The organism is Psychrobacter sp. UBA2514, assembly GCF_002341255.1.
In the GTDB taxonomy this organism is placed as follows: Bacteria; Pseudomonadota; Gammaproteobacteria; order Pseudomonadales; family Moraxellaceae; genus Psychrobacter; species Psychrobacter pacificensis.
Map to the genome: position 1 here is coordinate 55081 of NZ_DDNS01000002.1, position 18166 is coordinate 73246.

An 18166-nucleotide genomic window follows, 5' to 3' on the forward strand; every position below is an offset into this window, starting at 1 on the left:
CGAATGTTCAACACGCCCTAGTCGCAGCAATTGTATTTGTTACTGCAACTAATTTTCAGCTTCTATCGTATTCGTGGTCACTACAGTTAAAGTATTACCCAATAAAAAAAGCCACTGTATCGCCACAGTGGCTTTTTTGCGTTTAATAATTAAGAGTAACCATACAGCGAACGCTTAGCGCCCTTGTGCATTTGCCATGTTAGCTTCGTTAATCTCAACTTGATAGACCATACGTAGATAATCTAAGTAGTCTTGCAGCTGATCTTGACCTAAATTGTCACGAATGATGCTGGCCGTTTGCGCTCTTTGCATATCAGATAGTGGTGACTGCTGCTCAGTCTTGATGCGATCACCAACCAATAGCGTTGCACCTGCTTCAGTCTCACTAGCGAGCGCGACTACGCCATCATTGGCAGCTTGCTTGCTAAAGGCCAATCCACGCTCTTTATCCGTGAGTAACGTCGTCTGACGATTGATCTCACCCAAAGATTGCAAACTTACTGACTGCTTAGCAATATCAGCTGGCGTTTTGATACCAGCAGCGACAGATTTCGCTTCTTTTAGCGCCAAGGCTGTGGCTTTTTGCTGACGCAATATCTGAGTGATTCTTGGCGTTGCACTAGATAAGCTCAGTGTGGTCGTAGGACGATAGTTGCTTGGTTGTACCCATACCGTACCGTTACCAACTTCTATACCTGCCGTCACGGCCTGATCTTGAATCGTAAATTCGTCAAAGGCCTGTTTGATCACTGCTGGTTGCGATAATACTGATTTGTTATTTTCTTTACGATAATCTTTGATACGTTTTAGCGTGACATTCTCTTGTTGCGCAATATCTTCGATACTAAAGCCATCTGCTGCCAAATCATTAATCGAGGTTACTTTATCCGCGTAGATTTCTTGACGCTTGTACTCTTTTGCCTTAGCCGTCAGCTCAGCACGCATACTATCGAGACTTGGAATCTTTTTGCCATTATCTTCGGTGACTGTGAATATCTGATAGCCAAAGCTGGTCTTGATAGGGGCTGTCACATCTCCAACGCTCAAGCCTTCTAGTGCTTTTTCAACAGCATCGGCGTCACCACCAAATACTGACGGATTAAAGCGACCAATGTCACCACCCGTTTCTCCTGAAGGATCATCCGATTCTGCTTTGGCCACAGCAGCAAAAGACTCGCCTTTAGCCAAGCGAGCTTTAACTTTATCTGCTCTTGCCTTAGCATCATCACCTGTTAACAGTATTTGACTCACTCTACGCTCATCATCAGCAGCCAGACTTTGCTTATACGCTTCGTACTGCTGCTGCAACTCTTCTGTTGTCACATCATCGACTTTGATGGTCTGCGGGCTAAGCTGAATATAAGCCAAGTTGACCATTGCCGCGCTTTTTAGGGTGTCTTTATTGGCATCATAATATGCTTGAATATCATTTTTGCTCAGTTTGACCTGATCAGCATAGTCCTGCCAATCAAAACGATGTACCCAGACGTTGCGTGATTCTAGTTGCAAGTCGATCAATTGGCTAACTGCCTGCATTGGATAGATGGCTGTACCAACGATGCTCGCATTCAACTGATCCAAGCTTAACTGATTGCGAAACTCTGCAAACAGCTGATTTTTGGTCATGCCACGCTGACGCAAAAAGTTTGCAAACTGATCGTTAGAAAAGTTTCCATCAGCATCTTTGAATATTTCTTCTTCACGCAGCAAACGATTGATCGTGTCATCAGAGACTGTCATACCAAGCTTACCTGCTTGCTGCTCTAGTAATGTACGATCAATCAGACCTTTTAGTACCTGCTCGTGCAGTACATCTTCATTCAATAAACTGGCATCATCAACTTGCTCTAGTATTTCGCTACGACGGTTATTGACGGCAGTCTGATACTCGGACAACCCTACGCTTGCCTCACCCACCTGAGCGATTTGGTTGGGATCAACCCCGCCGCCAAAATAGCTTTCGACACCCAATAGAGCCAGTGGCGATAGGCATAAAATCAATAAAATGCGACCTGGCCAGCTTTTTAAGAAATCGCGCAATTTATCCATAGTTATCTCTGCTTTATTAACCTATATTGATGAAAAACCATTGTAATACTGTTAGGAGCTGTCGAGTGCGACCTGCTAATATCAATGCTATTTAAGCCGGCAATGGTAAGAGGAAGAACGTGTACATTTTATTAGGGAAAACAAGGTTCAGTGACAATACCTTATTTAAACAACGCATCTATCGCGTATCGCGCGCCCTATGATACGTGATTTTTCGTATATACTCAAAATATTCACGTTGTATGAGATAAACTATAGCGACAAAAAAAGCACCTAATATTTAGGTGCTTTTTCAGTGCTTAGCTTATGACATTAGCCAAAGCGACCATCTACCATAGAGCGGCTTAGTTCAAACGCTCTTTTAGGTTTTTACCAGCTTTGAAGCTTGGTACTTTGCTTGCAGGGATGCTTAGCTCTTCACCAGTCTTAGGGTTACGGCCAGTACGTGCTTTGCGGTCTTTTACGCTAAAAGTACCGAAACCAACCAAAGAGATGCTATCGCCAGCTTCTAAAGCTTCGCCAACACTTTCCATAACAGCATTCAAAGCATCACCAGCTTGAGTCTTATTTAGACCACTTTTGTCTGCGATGCTATCAATTAATTCTGACTTATTCATAAAATTTCCTTCAAGTTTAAGGGGGTAATAAACGCTCACGCCAAGCATTGTAACGCTCTCGTGGTACTTACGCAATAAAAACTACCTGACTGGCGTATTAACAGGTTTCGCTTTGTTATCGTCTTTATATCAAGGCAGCATAAGGAGTGCAAGCGATTTTACATCTTTTTGTGCCATCAACTACTTATTTGACACCCAATGTTTTATTTGACACCCAATGTTACGCAAAACATCTGCAACCTATATACAGATAAACTGTCCTCATTCAAACAATGAATCAGCTTATTTGTTTACTCTTTAAAACAGTTGTCAGTTGGTGTCTGTGCATTACCAGTCATAAATTTTAATGTCTTTATCAACTGCTAGATTGTACTGTAATAATTTTACCACTGACAGAAACTAGCGTTACTTTTTATTATAAAGGCGTTACTATAAGCAAAATACCACTGCAAATTTCGGGTAAAAATAAACTTAAGTTTATTACATAACTTTGATTTGCTAAATAAAAAAAATGGATTATTTACATGAAGCGTTCTACGTTGTCTCACTCTCTTCTTAATATTATTCTGGTGTTCATCGAGTCGGCGCTGACACTATTGTTACGTTTGGATCCTGAACTACGTAAAGCCGCTTATCCACTTGCCAAGCAAGGTACGGTCGTAGCGTTGCGCTTATATTTGCCTCATGTTGAGGTTTTTGCCACCTTTAGTACCAAAGGTGTACTCTTGGATGCCGAGTTGCCTGTTGGTCGTAGCGAACCTGATGTCGTTATCAATGCTTATAGCATTCAAGTGATTAATGCCATCACCACTCACGATAGAGAGACGACCGAAAAATTACAGATGCGCGGTGAATCTGTTCAAGTACAGCTGGTCAAACAATTTATCATGCAGCTTGGTCTTGGTAGCCTGATTCAGGGTCTGATCAGAAAAATCAAAGGTGGTAAAGGTAAAACCAAGCCATCTGATGCTGAAATGGCGGAAAAGAAAGACCATTATAAAGAGCGTATCAAAGAACAGCAGGCCCAAATCAACACATTAACCATCAAGAACCGCGAACTTGAAACCACAGTTAAAGAGCTACAGAGTAAGCAAAAGACCTTTATGATTGTGACCGTAGTGGCATTGGTCGTCGCGGTAGTCTCGATCATAGCCCTCTTAATGAATTAATTGGTGCTAGATTTGGTTTTATTTAACGGTGCTACCAGTCATAGATAAGTGTGTGACATTTACCATAGGTGTTGCACGCTTAGTGACTATTCATATGGATCACAGTATATGAGTCACACCATATAACTATAATTTGTATTCAGCGCCCCTACATCTGTCGTTTATATATCACATCCCACCTGTTTTCCCATTTATCCCCCCTTCTTAACCACCATTGTTTTTATCAATCATAGCGATAAGCTCGATTAACCATTTAATCACACTTTAATCTTGACCAAATTACTCAGGATTAAGTATAATTGACTTAATCGTTGCACACATCGGGTTAACCATCTGTTGTTTAATAACGATAAGACACAACTTGAACGGATATGATTGACAGCTTTTATATTGATCTATTATTGACTGTATCTATCCCTTTCCAAGATCGTTATTAAATAAAAATGACCTAAAAGTTTGGAGATAACACATGCGTTTAACTACTCGAGGCAGATATGCCGTTACTGCTTTACTAGACTTGGCATTACAGACCAATCAACAAGAGAGCGCAGTATCTCTATCTGATATCGCTAAACGGCAGTCAATTTCTATCTCCTACCTTGAACAGTTATTCTCCAAGCTACGCAAACGTGGCCTTGTGACCAGTATTCGCGGTGCAGCTGGTGGTTATAACCTAGCCAAGCCATTGAACGAGATAGATGTGATGAGCATCATATCTGCTGTCGATGAATCCGTTAATGCGATGCAGTGTGAAGGACGCGGCGACTGTCAAGGTGGTACAATGTGCCTGACCCATGACCTGTGGTGTGCACTATCAAATCATATTGAACAGTACTTGAAAAATATAACATTAGCGCAATTATTAGATATGGAAAATGTGCAGTCAGTATCAGAACGTCAGCACACCTCTACAAAAGATATTTCCATAAAAGACATCAATACTATTACCCTATCGAACAGCGAGGCAAACCCAGCATGAGCCAACATAACAACCTTATATACTTAGATTATGCCGCCACCACACCAGTTGCAAAATCAGTAGCGGCTAAGATGAGCGAATATCTGACAGTAGATGGCATCTTTGGTAATCCAGCCTCGCGCTCTCACGGCTATGGCTGGCAAGCAGAAGAAGCCGTAGAAACTGCTCGCGGACAAGTGGCTGAAGTCATCAACGCTGATCCACGCGAAATCGTCTTTACTTCTGGTGCAACTGAATCTGACAACCTAGCCATTAAAGGCGCAGCTCACTTTTATCAGTCTCGTGGTAAACACATCATCACCAGCAAAATTGAACACAAAGCCGTGCTAGATACGTGCCGTAAGCTTGAGCAAGAAGGTTTTGAAATTACGTATCTCGAGCCGCAACCAAGCACAGGTCTTATCTTGCCAGAGCAGGTAAAAGCAGCCCTACGTGAGGATACAATTTTGGTATCGCTCATGATGGTAAACAATGAGCTTGGTACGATCACAGATGTGGCGGCCATTGGTGAAATCACTCGTGAAGCCGGTGTGGTTTTCCATGTTGATGGCGCACAGTCTGTTGGTAAAGTAAAAATCAATCTTGAAGAGATGAAGATTGATTTGATGAGTTTCTCAGGTCATAAAGTGTACGGTCCTAAAGGTATCGGCGCATTGTTTGTTCGCCGTAAGCCACGTATTCGCCTAAAAGCTGAGCAACACGGCGGTGGTCATGAGCGCGGTATGCGTTCAGGTACATTACCTACGCATCAAATCGTTGGTCTTGGCGCAGCATTTGCTCTAGCCAATGAGAGCTTTGAAACAGATCATGCCCATGTTGCAAAATTGCGTCAAAAACTCTGGGATGGTCTACAAGATATCGAAGAGATCTATCTGAACGGCGATCTTGAGAACAGCGTACCAAACATTGTGAACATCAGCTTTAACTTTGTTGAAGGCGAGTCATTGATGATGTCGCTAAAAGACTTAGCGGTATCATCAGGGTCAGCCTGTACATCAGCGACGCTTGAGCCATCATATGTACTACGTGCTATCGGTCGCCCAGACGAATTGGCGCATAGCTCAATCCGCTTCAGCTTTGGTCGTTATACGACTGAAGAAGACATCGACACTGTTATCAAGCAACTGCATGAAGCTGTTGATAAACTACGTGCCCTATCGCCACTTTGGGATATGTACCAAGAAGGTGTTGATTTGAATTCAGTCGAATGGGCTGAGCACTAAAATCAAGCACAGACAGTAATACAGCTTCAAATATATTTATTAAACGATTGATCAGACAATTAAAAATCCAGTTTTTATTAACTAAATGTTTGACCCCAATTATCGATGAGTAGTTAGATATTTAAAGTTAATACACGACTACTCATCATCTAACTAGGAGAAAACCCCATGGCCTATAGTGACCAAGTTATTGATCATTACGAAAACCCACGCAACGTTGGTAATCTTGACAAAAACGCCAAAAACGTTGGTACCGGTATGGTCGGTGCCCCAGCCTGTGGCGATGTAATGCGTCTACAAATCCAAGTCGATGATAACGGTATTATCGAAGATGCACGCTTTAAAACTTATGGCTGCGGTTCAGCAATTGCCTCAAGCTCGCTCGTTACTGAGTGGCTAAAAGGCAAAAGCTTGGATCAAGCTGGCGAAATCAAAAATAACGATATCGCTAAAGAACTAGCGTTACCACCAGTAAAAGTGCATTGCTCTGTACTTGCAGAAGATGCCATTAAAGCCGCTATTAGCGACTATAAAGGTAAGCATGGCGTAGCAGCAGCGGCAGAAGAAGCCACTATCTAAGCCAAACCTGCTAGCGTCTGCGCTGTGTTTTGTTAGCAATGCTAAAGTAGTAATACATCAGATGGTTACTAACGCTAAAAAGGTGACAATGACACTTATGTAATTGTCACCTTTTATTTTCTAAAAACTATTAGCATATTATTTTGGCAAACTCGTAACTTCGCTTGCCAGTTTACATAGTTTATTTATTGATATTTACGATTAATAGTCAATGGGAGTTGGCATGATTGAAATGACAGAACGCGCCGCTCAGCATGTTCAAGACTTTTTGGACAATCGCGGCAAAGGTGAAGGTATTCGAGTTGGTATCCGTACAGCGGGTTGCTCAGGCCTTGCTTATGTTTTAGAGTTTGTAGATATACCTGATGAAAATGACACGCGCTATGAAAGCCGCGGCGTTAGCATTTTTATTGATCCTAAAAGCTTGGTCTATTTAGATGGCCTGTTGATGGATTATGAAAAAGAAGGTCTAAACGAAGGTTTCAAGTTCACTAACCCTAACCAAAAAGGTGAATGTGGCTGCGGTGAGTCTTTTACTGTTTAATGGTTCAATCAACTGATTATTCAGTGATTGATGCACCCGTTGTGATGAATCAATACAAAAGATATAAATGCACTAATATATTTGGTAGAAAAACCAGATTAAGACTTTAAAAACAAATAAAAAAGCAAGGCGTAAGATATGACAGATACGATTCCAGAAACACAATTTGATAACTTCTTTGCCCTATTTGAGCAACCTGTACAATTTGAAGTCAATCAAGACAGTCTCGATCAGCATCTACGTCTGCTACAAAAACGCTATCATCCTGATAATGTTGCAAAGAATCTAGCAGATACCAAGCAAGCAGAGCAGTATTCTGCCGTCATCAATCAAGCCTACCAAACATTGAGTGCACCTGATAGCCGTGCTGGTTACCTACTAGGTATGGCTGATCAAGCGCAAAATCTAGAACACTCCATCGCAGACTTGGATTTTTTAGAAGATGCGATGGAAATGCGTATGGATTTAGATGACGCTATTGTAGGCAAAGACCTTTTAGCCCTGCAGCAGCTACATCCTCAGATTACATCGCGCTTGGCAAACCAGTCTCAGCGTTTTGAGACTGCTTACCAAGAGCAAGATTGGCCAACGGCGATTGATGCGACACAGAAATTGAAGTTTTTGGTCAAATTGAATGCTGATGTTACAACGGGGCTTGATGACGTCGCCACTGCTGCACATTCAGATGACGATGACCTATACGTCTAGATAGCTGTGCATGATGTATCTTACTTGAAAGCTAGATTCTAAATATTTGGTTAAATTAGTATCAACTATACCGTATAATCTCTGATTTTGAGCATGCTTAACTGCCAAATCCCTCTATTTTGAGAATAAAGAGATAGCGGTTAAGCAGTCATACTAAACATGCCATATTTGCCTCATTACACTTATTCATTTTATCTCTGAGTTATTCTTATGTCTTTAATGCAAATTGCCGAACCCAATCAAAGCGCTCAACCTCATCAACATCGTTTTGGCCTAGGTATTGACCTTGGTACGACACGCTCACTGGTCGCTGTAGTACGTTCAGGCAAGGCGCAAGTCTTAGAAGCAGGCGCAGCATCAGATACCTTGCTGCCTTCTGTGGTTTATTATCCAGCGACAGGTAATCCATCGGTCGGCTATGATGCCCTAGCGCATTTAGCAGACGATCCCAAAAATACGATCGTCTCGGCTAAGCGTTTTATGGGTCGTAGCCAAGCGGATATTAAATTCTCGCATCCCTATGAGTTGTCTGGTAGTACAGATGATATGCCAGCATTTGTCACGGCTCAAGGTGAAGTGTCACCTGTCGAAGTATCAGCGCGTATATTAGCCGCGCTTGAGCAACGTGCAGCGAGCGCACTGCCTGCAGACAGCATTGAGGGTGCCGTCATTACTGTGCCAGCTTATTTTGATGAGGCACAGCGCCAAGCCACTAAAGATGCTGCGCAAGCGGCTGGTATCAACGTACTTCGTCTATTGAATGAACCAACGGCGGCGGCGGTCGCTTATGGTCTTGACCAATCATCAGAAGACAATGATAAAGAAAGCTACTATCTTATTTATGATTTGGGCGGCGGTACTTTTGATGTATCTATTCTGAAGTTGAATGATGGTGTCTTTGAAGTATTGGCAACTGGCGGTAATAGCGCACTGGGCGGCGATGACATTGATCGTCTGATTACCAACTGGATCATTAAACAGTTAAATATAGATCCAAAAAACGTAAGCCTACATGACAAATCAGTACTCGCACAAGAAGCTAAAGCTTACAAGCAAGCGTTGACTGATGCTGAGCAAGTGGATATCAATGTCACTGTCAACGGACAAACCTATCAAGGTGTATTGCGCCGTGAAGACATCCTTACTATCGTAGAGCCTGTTAGTCGTCGCACGTTAAGCGTATGTGAACAAGTCCTGCGTGATGCCAAGCTGACTGCCACAGATTTAGACGAAGTGATCTTAGTAGGCGGCTCAACGCGTATGCCTGCCATACAACAAGTCGTGACTGAATTTTTTGCCAAGCAGCCTCTTTGCCGTCTGAATCCAGATGAGGTTGTTGCCTTAGGCGCTGCTCAAACTGCTCACCAACTGGTGAATGGTGATAGTAACAACAATTTGTTGTTATTGGACGTAACGCCATTATCATTAGGTCTTGAGACCATGGGTGGTTTGGTTGAAGTACTCATCCCACGCAACACGCCTATCCCTGTCAAAAAACGTCAAGTGTTTACCACCTATCAAGATGGTCAAACAGGCATGGTGATACACGTCGTGCAAGGTGAGCGCGAAACAGTAGAAAACTGTCGCTCGCTTGGCCGCTTTGAGCTGTACGGTATTCCGCCAATGAAAGCTGGGTTTGCTCGTATCGAGGTCACCTTTAGCATCGATGCCAATGGTCAGCTGACTGTTAGTGCACAAGAAACCACGACCAAAACAGAAAGCAAGATCGAGATCGTGCCTTCTTATGGTTTGTCTGATGAGCAAAAAGAGCAGTTGCTTGTTGCCGGATTTAAACATGCAGAGGAAGATAAAAACGCACGCTCTTTAATCGAAACAAAAGTAGAAGCCGAGCGTGAAGTGTTGGCTCTAGAATCTGCACTCAATGAGTTTGCAGCACTGCTTTCTTCTGATGAGCAGCACACTTTAGCGGAGCATATACAAGCCCTGCGTTCTGCTCTTAGCACTAATGACTTGGCACTTATCGAAGCACAGCAAGCACAGCTTAAGCCGCATAGTGATGCCTTTGCTGCTCGCATTATGAATCAAAGCGTTAAAACCAGCATGGCAGGTACCAGCGCACAAGATTGGTAAAATCCATACTCAAAATGATAGCTTAGTTATGATACTAAGCTACTTTATCTTATTTTTTAGATTGATTAGCATTGGACAAATAATTTATGCCAAAAGTTACCGTACTACCCCATCACGAAATCTGCCCAGAGGGCGCAGAAGTTGAGCTACAAGCTGGTCAGAATTTGTGCAAAGCGTTATTAGAAAAAGGCATCAAAATCGAGCATGCCTGTGAGATGTCAAAAGCTTGCACTACTTGTCACGTTGTCGTACGCAAAGGGTTCAATAGTCTAGATGAGATGGATGATGTAGAAGCTGATCTACTTGATCGTGCTTGGGGCTTAGAGCCTGACTCACGTCTGTCTTGTCAGGTCATGCTTGATGATGAAGATTTAACCATCGAGGTTCCAAAATACACATTGAATCATGCAAAAGAAAATCATTAATATGATCAGTACAAACTACTTATAAGTTACAAAAAAGCCAGCTATTAAAATATAATAGCTGGCTTTTTTTATACTCAATATTTCACGATATGACTTCCCAAATCATGACTTTTTGTTACCACTATGACGTTTGCTCTCTTCAGCGATGCTCTGTGCCAATTTTTCTTCTTCTTGTTCGATACGCTCAAGCGCAAAGTTTAGACGACTCCTGATATCTTGATAGTCATTGTCTTTCATGTCTTTAAAATTTAGATGCAAGTTAAACCCTGGCAAGGTGTGATCTACCCATTTAGACAAATGACCTTTATTAGCATCAGGGTCAAGTACTTGCCATGCATTTACCTTGTCATCAAAGCCTTTTAGCTGAAGCGCTCCAACATGTTGACACTCATAGTTATGGCAAACATAATCATAAGTGCTTTCACTGACCAATATCTCATCTTTGCCAGCATTCGATTCGAGTCTTGACGCCAGATTAGCCTCTTTACCAATCAGTGTGTAACTAAGACGATTGTTGCTACCAAAATTGCCCACGTGGCAATAACCAGTTGTGATACCAATACGTATATATAACCCCTCAAACCCCATCAGCCGCCATTTTTGACGCAATGTACGCATCTCGCGGCGCATATCTATCGCCATTGCCACGCAATCCAGAGCATCTTGACGTGAGCCACGGCTATTAGGCTCACCGAAAAAGCACACCATGCCATCACCAATAAATTTATCAAGTACGGCACCATGTCTGTCAGCAATTAACGTCATGCAATGCATATAAGTGTTCAAAATATCAGCCACGTTGTCAGCACTCAGACTATCAGACAGATCGGTAAAGCCCACAATATCTGAAAACATAATAGTCAGCTTGGCACGTTTATTCGACACACTAACAGGGCTATCAGATCTAACAATTGGCTCCCAAATTTGCGGCGGTACAAAGCGAGTCAACTTATTGATGACCGACACCATGGTACTCAAACGTCCTCCGGCTTTAGCGGCACTTTCTTTATAACCAATATACTCTTGATACGTACTGCGAAACTGATACAAAATAACCATTATGCTTGCTAGCAATACGGTGGGAGGCACCCAACCTTCATTACAGTTCAATCCTTCGTTGTCTAGTATTGTACTGACATAATAAAAGACAATAGATGTCACCAATGCTACAGTAAATAATCTTAGACCGTTATCGACACCACTGACGATCATACGTACGCCGATTAAGGCTACCAAACTGAGCGATATCACCGTACAAAACTGTATTGACCCAATAACGACCGCAAATAAAATAACGACCATATTAGACGTCCAAAGACTGGTTTGGCGTCGATAGTTATAAATCAGAATCATCAGGCTAGGTAGTAGAACGACAACCAATAATGCCATTGAGGTAGGACGAAAATTGTAATGCGGGGCGAGTAATATGACAGTAAGAATTAAAACAAAAACTTCTGGATAGTCGAATTGACGGATTTCACTACCTTTTGACAATAGTTTTGGCTTCAACATCTTTATAAAAGGCATATTGAATTTCACTTAAATGAGATAAGCTATCAGAGAGATAAAGATATACAAGAACAACAAACGCAAATCACCTATCTTAATGATAAATAACTAGAAAAATACATTATACTTTCTAAATTAAATGAAACCTAGGTCAGTGGTAGCTAAAAAAATACCATCTATCATTTATCAAGATGACAAATCTTCTAGATAAACAACTGACAATGTTTGATTGTTACAGAAAAAAGCCAGATATGACGAGTATCTGGCTTTTTTCTGTCTTAATGGTTTATGAAAGATGCTTCATAAATAATGCTTTATAGATGAGGTAAAGCAATCCAAAGTTAAAAACGGATTACATCTGCCAATCAAAAGGCATTTGATGATGACCACGTAGCGCCATCATTAACGTCTGCTGCATTTGTGCCAAGACTTCTTTGGTATAAGGAACCGCAGGAACTCCCCATACTGGATTTGGCCATTGCATATCATTTTGATAACGAACAATATGATGAAAATGAAGCTGCGGGACTTGATTACCAAGCGCGGCCACATTCATTTTATCTGCTTGAAAGGTTTTGGCTAGCTGACTCGATAACCAGCTTGACTCACGCAAGAACTGCGTTTGGTCTGCCTCAGACAACTCGTAAAGCTCTTTGATACCCGATACACGCGGTACTAATATCAGCCAAGGGAATTGACAGTCATTGATCAAACGACAAGTAGATAATGGAAAATCACCCACTAAGAAACTATCAGCAGCAAGTTTATGATGAAGTTGGAACATAATGACGGTTCTCTTGTTGTTTAATGCAAATAAAAGTAGGTACAAAGTATAGAAGAAAAAGCAATCCGGTTATTTTATCAGTTATCCTTGCGATAAAATAGCGCCATACACTATTGCGTTTGTGTGGATTGTCTTAGCAACCCCGATGATGGCTCTCACTGATCAACTCTAGGCCGCTTCTATCACCATATGCTCACTAAAATAGCGTAGAAGATCTTGGATAACAGAGACTCGCTGTTGAGGCGTTGCCAGCTTCTCGCTATGTTGATAACGAATACCAGATGCCCCATTCATGCGGTAGTGCTGTCCATCTGACTGGATCAGTTTGATAATAGCCAAAGCATCAACAGGGGTATCTGGTGCAAACTCCAACGTCATACTATTACTATTGGCATCAATTTTGTTAATCTTCAATGGTTCTGCTTGCAAGCGTAGTCCATGAATGGCAAATAGCTGCTTGGTTTGGTCAGGTAGCGCGCCAAAGCGATCAATCATTTCGGTACGAATATCCGTCAACGCTTCTTTATCATCTGTATTGCTTATACGTTTGTAAAACAATAGGCGCTGATGTACGTCATGTAGATAGTCTTCTGGAATAAGAGCAGAGCTATGCAAGTTAATATCACTGGTCAGCGATAGCGGTGTGTTTAGATCAGGCTCTTTACCTGCTTTGATTGCCTTAGTCGCACGCTCCAGCATATCCATGTATAAGCTAAAGCCAATCGCCTGCATATTACCGCTTTGCTGCTTGCCTAGTATCTCACCTGCCCCGCGAATCTCTAGATCTTCACTCGCCAGCATAAAACCTGCGCCCAATGTATTGGCGCGTTCAATTGCATGTAGACGACGCTTGGCATCGCCTTTGAGACCTTTGAGAGAAGGCACCAATAGGTAACAATAAGCCTGATGGTGACTGCGACCTACCCGGCCTCGTAGCTGATGCAGTTGCGCCAGACCAAACTTATCCGCACGCTCAATGATAATGGTATTGGCATTTGGCACATCGATACCTGTCTCAATAATAGTAGAGCACACCAGCACGTTGAATTTTTTATGATAAAACTGCTGCATGATTTGCTCAAGCTGACGCTCTTGCATTTGTCCATGGGCGACCCCTACTCGCGCTTCTGGTACCAGATCACGAATAGTCTCTGCCATACGCTCAATACTAGCCACATCATTGTGGAGCAGATAAACCTGCCCACCACGTAACAGCTCGCGCAAGATAGCTTCTTTCATCAAGGCATCTGTCTTTTGCATGACAAAGGTTTTAATAGCCAACCGGCGTGCAGGCGGTGTGGCAATGATTGACATATCACGCATGCCTGAGAGCGCCATATTAAGCGTTCTAGGGATGGGCGTCGCGGTCATAGACATACTGTCTACATCTGTCTGAATCGCCTTGATACGCTCTTTATGACGTACTCCAAAGCGGTGCTCCTCATCGACAATCATTAGCCCAAGATTGGCAAACTTCACGTCAGGCTGCAATAGTTTATGAGTACCGATCACAATATCGACTTTGCCATCAGCCAAGTCCGTCAAGACCATGTCTTGATGCTTTTTACCACCAAAGCGAGACAGGCTCTCAATACGCACTGGCCAATCAGCAAATCGATCGCGGAAATTGTCTTCGTGCTGTCCTGCGAGCAATGTGGTGGGCACTAATACAGCCACTTGATAGCCAGCACTGACGGCAATAAAGGCCGCTCGCATCGCTACTTCTGTTTTACCAAAGCCAACATCACCGCAGATGAGGCGATCCATTGGCTGGTTTTGTCTCATGTCTTCCATAACCGCATGAATGGCATTGGCTTGGTCAGCGGTCTCTTCAAACGCAAACTGACTGGCAAACAGCTCGTATTGCGACGGATCTATTTTAAAATGAATACCAACTTTGGCCTCACGACGCGCTTGCATATTGAGCAGCTCTGCGGCAACATCGTGAATTTGCTCCAAGGCCTTTTGCTTGGCTCTATCCCATTTGCCACTGCCGATCTTATGTAATGGCGCTAACGCTGGATCGCCGCCACTATAGCGACTGATCATTTGTAGATTGGCGACTGGTACATAGATACTGGCATCATCGTCATATTTTAAATGAATGAACTCTTGCTCACCATCGCCCACATCTAGCGTGATTAGGCCGTTATAACGACCAATACCATGCTCGATATGAACGACTGGGCTGCCATCTGTTATCTCAGTGACGCTCTTAACCAAGAACTCCTCTGATACACCGCTTTGGCGACGACGACGCGTCTGTAAGACTTGACGACCAAACAGCTGCGTTTCACTAATCAACACCAAACGTTCAGGCACATATACGCCGCGCTCAATCGGTGCCACAGTCAGACCGACATGTGGTAGTCGAGTATTATTCATAGCGCTCGTCTTATCTGCTGCTAAAAATGCTTCAAAGCTATCATATGCTTTGATATCAATCTTACCCTTAAACAGCTCAATGAGAATTTCACGGCGACCAGCAGTCTCTGCCACAACTAATACTGGCGTTGCTGTTTGTTGTTGAACGTGTAAAAAATCGAGCAATGCCGTTAATGGCTCAGATTTCTGATGATTGACTGCCAGCTCTGGCGGTTCTTCGGCGCTTAATGTCACCAAGCCTTGCTGCTTAGTAGGCGTTAATGGCAGTTGCGGCTGAGATGGGTCGTTACCTTCTGGCGCTACAACGTCATTCGTCGTAGCCAACTCATCACGAGCACTTAATATCACTCGTGGATATTGATTGAGCTGCTCGTTAAGTGCGTTGGATAATAAGTATAAGAGCGCAGGTTCGACGATAGGCTTGTCAATATCATGGCGACGTTCTTCATAGCGGCGCTGAATTTGTGACCAATAGTCCGCCTGCTTTTCGTGGATCAGCTCATCCGTGATAAACAACGCATCGCTTGGCAAATAAGAAAACAATGTACTTTCTTCTTGCCAATCTTTTAAGTCAAAAAATAGTGGCTGATAATACTCCAGTCCGCTACTCGCGATACCTGCCATTACATCTTTATGCAACTCAGACTTGCGGCTACTGGCATTAGGGAACATCGCCGCAAAATTCGTGCGAAATGTCTCTCGCCCTTCATCCAGCGGAAACTCCTTTGCTGGTAATATTTGGAACTGTTCGATAGGTTTAGAGATATCTGGCAACTTGTGCAGCAGCGACAGTGACTCTTTGCCCATGCTGGTATCATTGCCTGTTAACATCGCTTTGAGGTCATCAGCGGTCAACGTGCGCTGGGTTTGCGGATGAAAAAAACGAATTGTCTCAATTTCATCGTCAAATAAGTCTAAACGCAGCGGAAAAGGCTGACCCATAGCAAAGATATCGATAATGCTGCCACGTACAGCGAACTCACCGGGCTCAAAGACATTATCAACCGCTCTATAACCCGCCTTTGCCAAAAGCCCACGTTGCGTATTGATATCGAATCGATCACCAACGCTCAAATCAAAATGCTGTCCGATCAACCAACTGGGCGGTGCGACGCGTTGCATCAATGTCTGTATTGAGATGAGTAGCACGCCTGATCTCGGCATATCCGTCAATAGGTTGATGCGTTCACTAACGATGTCTTGGTGCGGAGACAGCTCATCATATGTCAGTGTCTCCCAGTCAGGGAATACGTAAGCATCGACGCCGCAAAATGCCAGCTCAGTTTCTATCTGATTGAGCTGATTTTGGTCACGGGCAACCACCACCTTCAATCGCTCGGCAACATTCCAGTGAGGCGTTTGAACCAAGCTTGCCAGCCATAAGCTACTGACCGCACCGTGGACAGGCGCTAGCCAACGCCGCTCGGCATTTTGTATAGGGAACAACTGCTGGTTAATGGGATCAAACGCGTCAGTCAAAGCAGTGATAGGCATAAAGAATAGGATCACAGTTAAGGAGTCAGAAAGCTATTATACGAATATTTGAGCAATTACCAAAACTTATGCCGTAACGGTTTGTCACGTAAAAGCTCACTCATTCATGATCGAGGATTGATAACGATTATTAAGCTTTAACTATCATTACATAAAAAACCCCAACTGATAAGCTGATGTTCTCATTCACACTGGTTAAACCAAGTTCAAATTAACGGTTTATCACTAGCGATAATGCCATTGTTGTCAGCATAAACAAACATTCCCGAGTTCAATGCCAAATCACCAAAGCGGATTTCGATATCCGTTTGACCTTCATCACGGCGAGTTGATTTGCGCGGGATGCAACCAAGTGCCATCACACCAAGATCCATCCCTGCCAGGTCATCAACATCTCGGACACAGCCATATACGATAACACCCGCCCAGCCATTGTCGATGGCCGACTGTGCAATCATATCGCCGAGCAAGGCACAGCGCATAGAGCCGCCACCATCGACGACCAACACCTTACCATCGCCAGCTTTGTCTTTGCCATCACTATTCAATAGTGATTTGACGCGGCTATTGTCTTCAAAGCACTTCACCGTCACGATTTCACCGCAGAATTTATCTTTTGCACCAAAACGACGAAATGCCTTACCTTCAATATTTGGTAGACATACTTGCGACTCAGGATTGGCGTCCAGTAAATCACATGTGACAAAGTTCTCTTTATTCATCTCCATCGTTTTTACTCCTTATTATGAGTGATTAAGCTGCTTGATTTTGTAATACATGGTCATACTTGGCTGTAGTCTTGACTCAAAAATAATACTTTATTTTTTCACACGAGTCATTGCAAGCATCTTCTTATTTTCAATGATCTCTGTATGTTCAATCTGGGGTTCTGTACGGTATTTACGACGATGATAAATGTCATGAGCACTCATCGCCATTGCACTAGCGACGCGCTTAGCCGAGATAGGATGTAATGAGAGTGACTCTGAGACTAAAGGCGAGATAAGCTTAAAAGCTTTTTGACCAATGCTCTCGATTGGACGCCCTTTATGCTTGCCTAGTAATAACGACGGTCGAAATATCACCAGTTGACCAAAGCCTAGTGCCGTAATAGATTGCTCCGTCTCTGCCTTGACTCGATTGTACAAAAAGCGGCTGTCAATATCGGCATTCATGGATGAAAGTAGAAAAAAGTTTTCTACCCCTCTATCATGACATAGCTTAGCAAAGTTAACATTGTAATCATGGTCTATCTTTCGAAAAGCCTCATCACTGCCCGCTTGTTTTTTGGTGGTGCCAAGACAACTAAAGGCATCTGTCGTTCGATCCGCACCAACGTTCGCAAACACTTCAGAGAGATTATCAAAGTCATTAACCTGATAAAAACGCATGCTGGCATTAATATAGCGTGGCGGGCGCCGAGCGATCACAATCAATGTATCATAGAGCTCACTCAGCTGTTTTACCAAATGCTGCCCTACCAATCCTGTTGCGCCAATCACAATTGCTTTTCGCTGCATACCCTATCCACTTATATAACGTTAGAGGTTCTATATTGATGAAAAGTAACCTATATCAAAGCCTACCATTAGGATATCATACCTAAGTTC

15 protein-coding genes are annotated in these 18166 nt (G+C 43.1%); 8 read left to right on the forward strand and 7 right to left on the reverse strand.

The features are described 5' to 3' along the window. Nucleotides 1-174: 174 nt before the first annotated feature. Together B3V51_RS00265 and B3V51_RS00270 are read right to left on the reverse strand one after the other, a co-directional pair. Nucleotides 175-2049 (reverse strand): SurA N-terminal domain-containing protein, encoded by a 1875-nt coding sequence (locus tag B3V51_RS00265; RefSeq protein ID WP_212563698.1) that lies wholly within the window; start codon nucleotides 2047-2049, stop codon nucleotides 175-177. Nucleotides 2050-2393: 344 nt separating this feature from the next. After that, entirely contained in the window at nucleotides 2394-2714 is a 321-nt protein-coding gene (locus B3V51_RS00270; protein ID WP_161808411.1) for an HU family DNA-binding protein, read from the reverse strand. Nucleotides 2715-3190: 476 nt separating this feature from the next. On the opposite strand from B3V51_RS00270, the gene B3V51_RS00275 reads away from it, so the two are divergent. The 8 genes from B3V51_RS00275 to fdx all read left to right on the forward strand — a co-directional run bounded on the left by B3V51_RS00275 (nucleotide 3191) and on the right by fdx (nucleotide 10384). Then, nucleotides 3191-3835, forward strand: coding sequence for a hypothetical protein (locus B3V51_RS00275; protein WP_071003522.1), 645 nt, complete (start codon nucleotides 3191-3193; stop codon nucleotides 3833-3835). A 469-nt stretch (nucleotides 3836-4304) separates the two neighbouring features. Further along, the gene (locus B3V51_RS00280) at nucleotides 4305-4814 is read left to right on the forward strand and encodes an Rrf2 family transcriptional regulator (RefSeq protein WP_212563699.1); all 510 of its coding nucleotides are present in this window, start codon (nucleotides 4305-4307) and stop codon (nucleotides 4812-4814) included. Then, nucleotides 4811-6037, forward strand: coding sequence for an IscS subfamily cysteine desulfurase (locus B3V51_RS00285; RefSeq protein WP_212563700.1), 1227 nt, complete (start codon nucleotides 4811-4813; stop codon nucleotides 6035-6037). Before B3V51_RS00280 ends, B3V51_RS00285 begins: the two co-directional genes overlap by 4 nt. Nucleotides 6038-6205: 168 nt before the next feature. Beyond that, a complete protein-coding gene (gene iscU / locus B3V51_RS00290) occupies nucleotides 6206-6616 on the forward strand; it encodes a Fe-S cluster assembly scaffold IscU (protein ID WP_058024183.1) in 411 nt (136 codons plus the stop codon). 223 nt (nucleotides 6617-6839) lie between these two features. Further along, entirely contained in the window at nucleotides 6840-7160 is a 321-nt protein-coding gene (gene iscA / locus B3V51_RS00295; protein WP_071003519.1) for an iron-sulfur cluster assembly protein IscA, read from the forward strand. A gap of 138 nt (nucleotides 7161-7298) precedes the next feature. Then, nucleotides 7299-7868 (forward strand): Fe-S protein assembly co-chaperone HscB, encoded by a 570-nt coding sequence (gene hscB / locus B3V51_RS00300; protein ID WP_286707756.1) that lies wholly within the window; start codon nucleotides 7299-7301, stop codon nucleotides 7866-7868. 210 nt (nucleotides 7869-8078) lie between these two features. Next, the gene (hscA, locus tag B3V51_RS00305; RefSeq protein ID WP_286707757.1) at nucleotides 8079-9959 is read left to right on the forward strand and encodes a Fe-S protein assembly chaperone HscA; all 1881 of its coding nucleotides are present in this window, start codon (nucleotides 8079-8081) and stop codon (nucleotides 9957-9959) included. Nucleotides 9960-10045: 86 nt separating this feature from the next. Then, nucleotides 10046-10384 carry an ISC system 2Fe-2S type ferredoxin gene (gene fdx, locus B3V51_RS00310; RefSeq protein WP_058024187.1) on the forward strand — a complete coding sequence of 113 codons (339 nt, stop codon included), beginning with the start codon at nucleotides 10046-10048 and terminating at the stop codon, nucleotides 10382-10384. 102 nt (nucleotides 10385-10486) lie between these two features. Here the strand turns inward: fdx and B3V51_RS00315 are convergent, their stop codons facing one another. The 5 genes from B3V51_RS00315 to B3V51_RS00335 all read right to left on the reverse strand — a co-directional run bounded on the left by B3V51_RS00315 (nucleotide 10487) and on the right by B3V51_RS00335 (nucleotide 18076). After that, nucleotides 10487-11911 carry an adenylate/guanylate cyclase domain-containing protein gene (locus tag B3V51_RS00315; protein WP_286707758.1) on the reverse strand — a complete coding sequence of 475 codons (1425 nt, stop codon included), beginning with the start codon at nucleotides 11909-11911 and terminating at the stop codon, nucleotides 10487-10489. A 334-nt stretch (nucleotides 11912-12245) separates the two neighbouring features. Next, nucleotides 12246-12677: an HIT domain-containing protein gene (locus tag B3V51_RS00320; protein ID WP_057759208.1), complete on the reverse strand. Its 432-nt coding sequence runs from the start codon at nucleotides 12675-12677 to the stop codon at nucleotides 12246-12248. Nucleotides 12678-12845: 168 nt separating this feature from the next. After that, nucleotides 12846-16556, reverse strand: coding sequence for a transcription-repair coupling factor (gene mfd / locus B3V51_RS00325; RefSeq protein ID WP_286707759.1), 3711 nt, complete (start codon nucleotides 16554-16556; stop codon nucleotides 12846-12848). Between the two features lie 206 nt (nucleotides 16557-16762). Beyond that, nucleotides 16763-17278, reverse strand: coding sequence for a ribonuclease E activity regulator RraA (rraA, locus tag B3V51_RS00330; RefSeq protein ID WP_286707811.1), 516 nt, complete (start codon nucleotides 17276-17278; stop codon nucleotides 16763-16765). Nucleotides 17279-17374: 96 nt separating this feature from the next. After that, nucleotides 17375-18076, reverse strand: coding sequence for an NAD-dependent epimerase/dehydratase family protein (locus B3V51_RS00335; RefSeq protein WP_286707760.1), 702 nt, complete (start codon nucleotides 18074-18076; stop codon nucleotides 17375-17377). Nucleotides 18077-18166 lie beyond the last annotated feature (90 nt).

Coding starts and splice junctions, on each gene's coding strand:
- B3V51_RS00265 (WP_212563698.1), bottom strand. CDS start 2,049: ATGGATAAATTGCGCGATTTCTTAAAAAGCTGGCCAGGTCGCATTTTA.
- B3V51_RS00280 (WP_212563699.1), top strand. CDS start 4,305: ATGCGTTTAACTACTCGAGGCAGATATGCCGTTACTGCTTTACTAGAC.
- B3V51_RS00285 (WP_212563700.1), top strand. CDS start 4,811: ATGAGCCAACATAACAACCTTATATACTTAGATTATGCCGCCACCACA.
- iscA (WP_071003519.1), top strand. CDS start 6,840: ATGATTGAAATGACAGAACGCGCCGCTCAGCATGTTCAAGACTTTTTG.
- iscU (WP_058024183.1), top strand. CDS start 6,206: ATGGCCTATAGTGACCAAGTTATTGATCATTACGAAAACCCACGCAAC.
- fdx (WP_058024187.1), top strand. CDS start 10,046: ATGCCAAAAGTTACCGTACTACCCCATCACGAAATCTGCCCAGAGGGC.
- hscA (WP_286707757.1), top strand. CDS start 8,079: ATGTCTTTAATGCAAATTGCCGAACCCAATCAAAGCGCTCAACCTCAT.
- mfd (WP_286707759.1), bottom strand. CDS start 16,556: ATGCCTATCACTGCTTTGACTGACGCGTTTGATCCCATTAACCAGCAG.
- B3V51_RS00315 (WP_286707758.1), bottom strand. CDS start 11,911: ATGCCTTTTATAAAGATGTTGAAGCCAAAACTATTGTCAAAAGGTAGT.
- rraA (WP_286707811.1), bottom strand. CDS start 17,278: ATGAATAAAGAGAACTTTGTCACATGTGATTTACTGGACGCCAATCCT.
- B3V51_RS00275 (WP_071003522.1), top strand. CDS start 3,191: ATGAAGCGTTCTACGTTGTCTCACTCTCTTCTTAATATTATTCTGGTG.
- B3V51_RS00270 (WP_161808411.1), bottom strand. CDS start 2,714: ATGCTTGGCGTGAGCGTTTATTACCCCCTTAAACTTGAAGGAAATTTT.
- B3V51_RS00335 (WP_286707760.1), bottom strand. CDS start 18,076: ATGCAGCGAAAAGCAATTGTGATTGGCGCAACAGGATTGGTAGGGCAG.
- hscB (WP_286707756.1), top strand. CDS start 7,299: ATGACAGATACGATTCCAGAAACACAATTTGATAACTTCTTTGCCCTA.
- B3V51_RS00320 (WP_057759208.1), bottom strand. CDS start 12,677: ATGTTCCAACTTCATCATAAACTTGCTGCTGATAGTTTCTTAGTGGGT.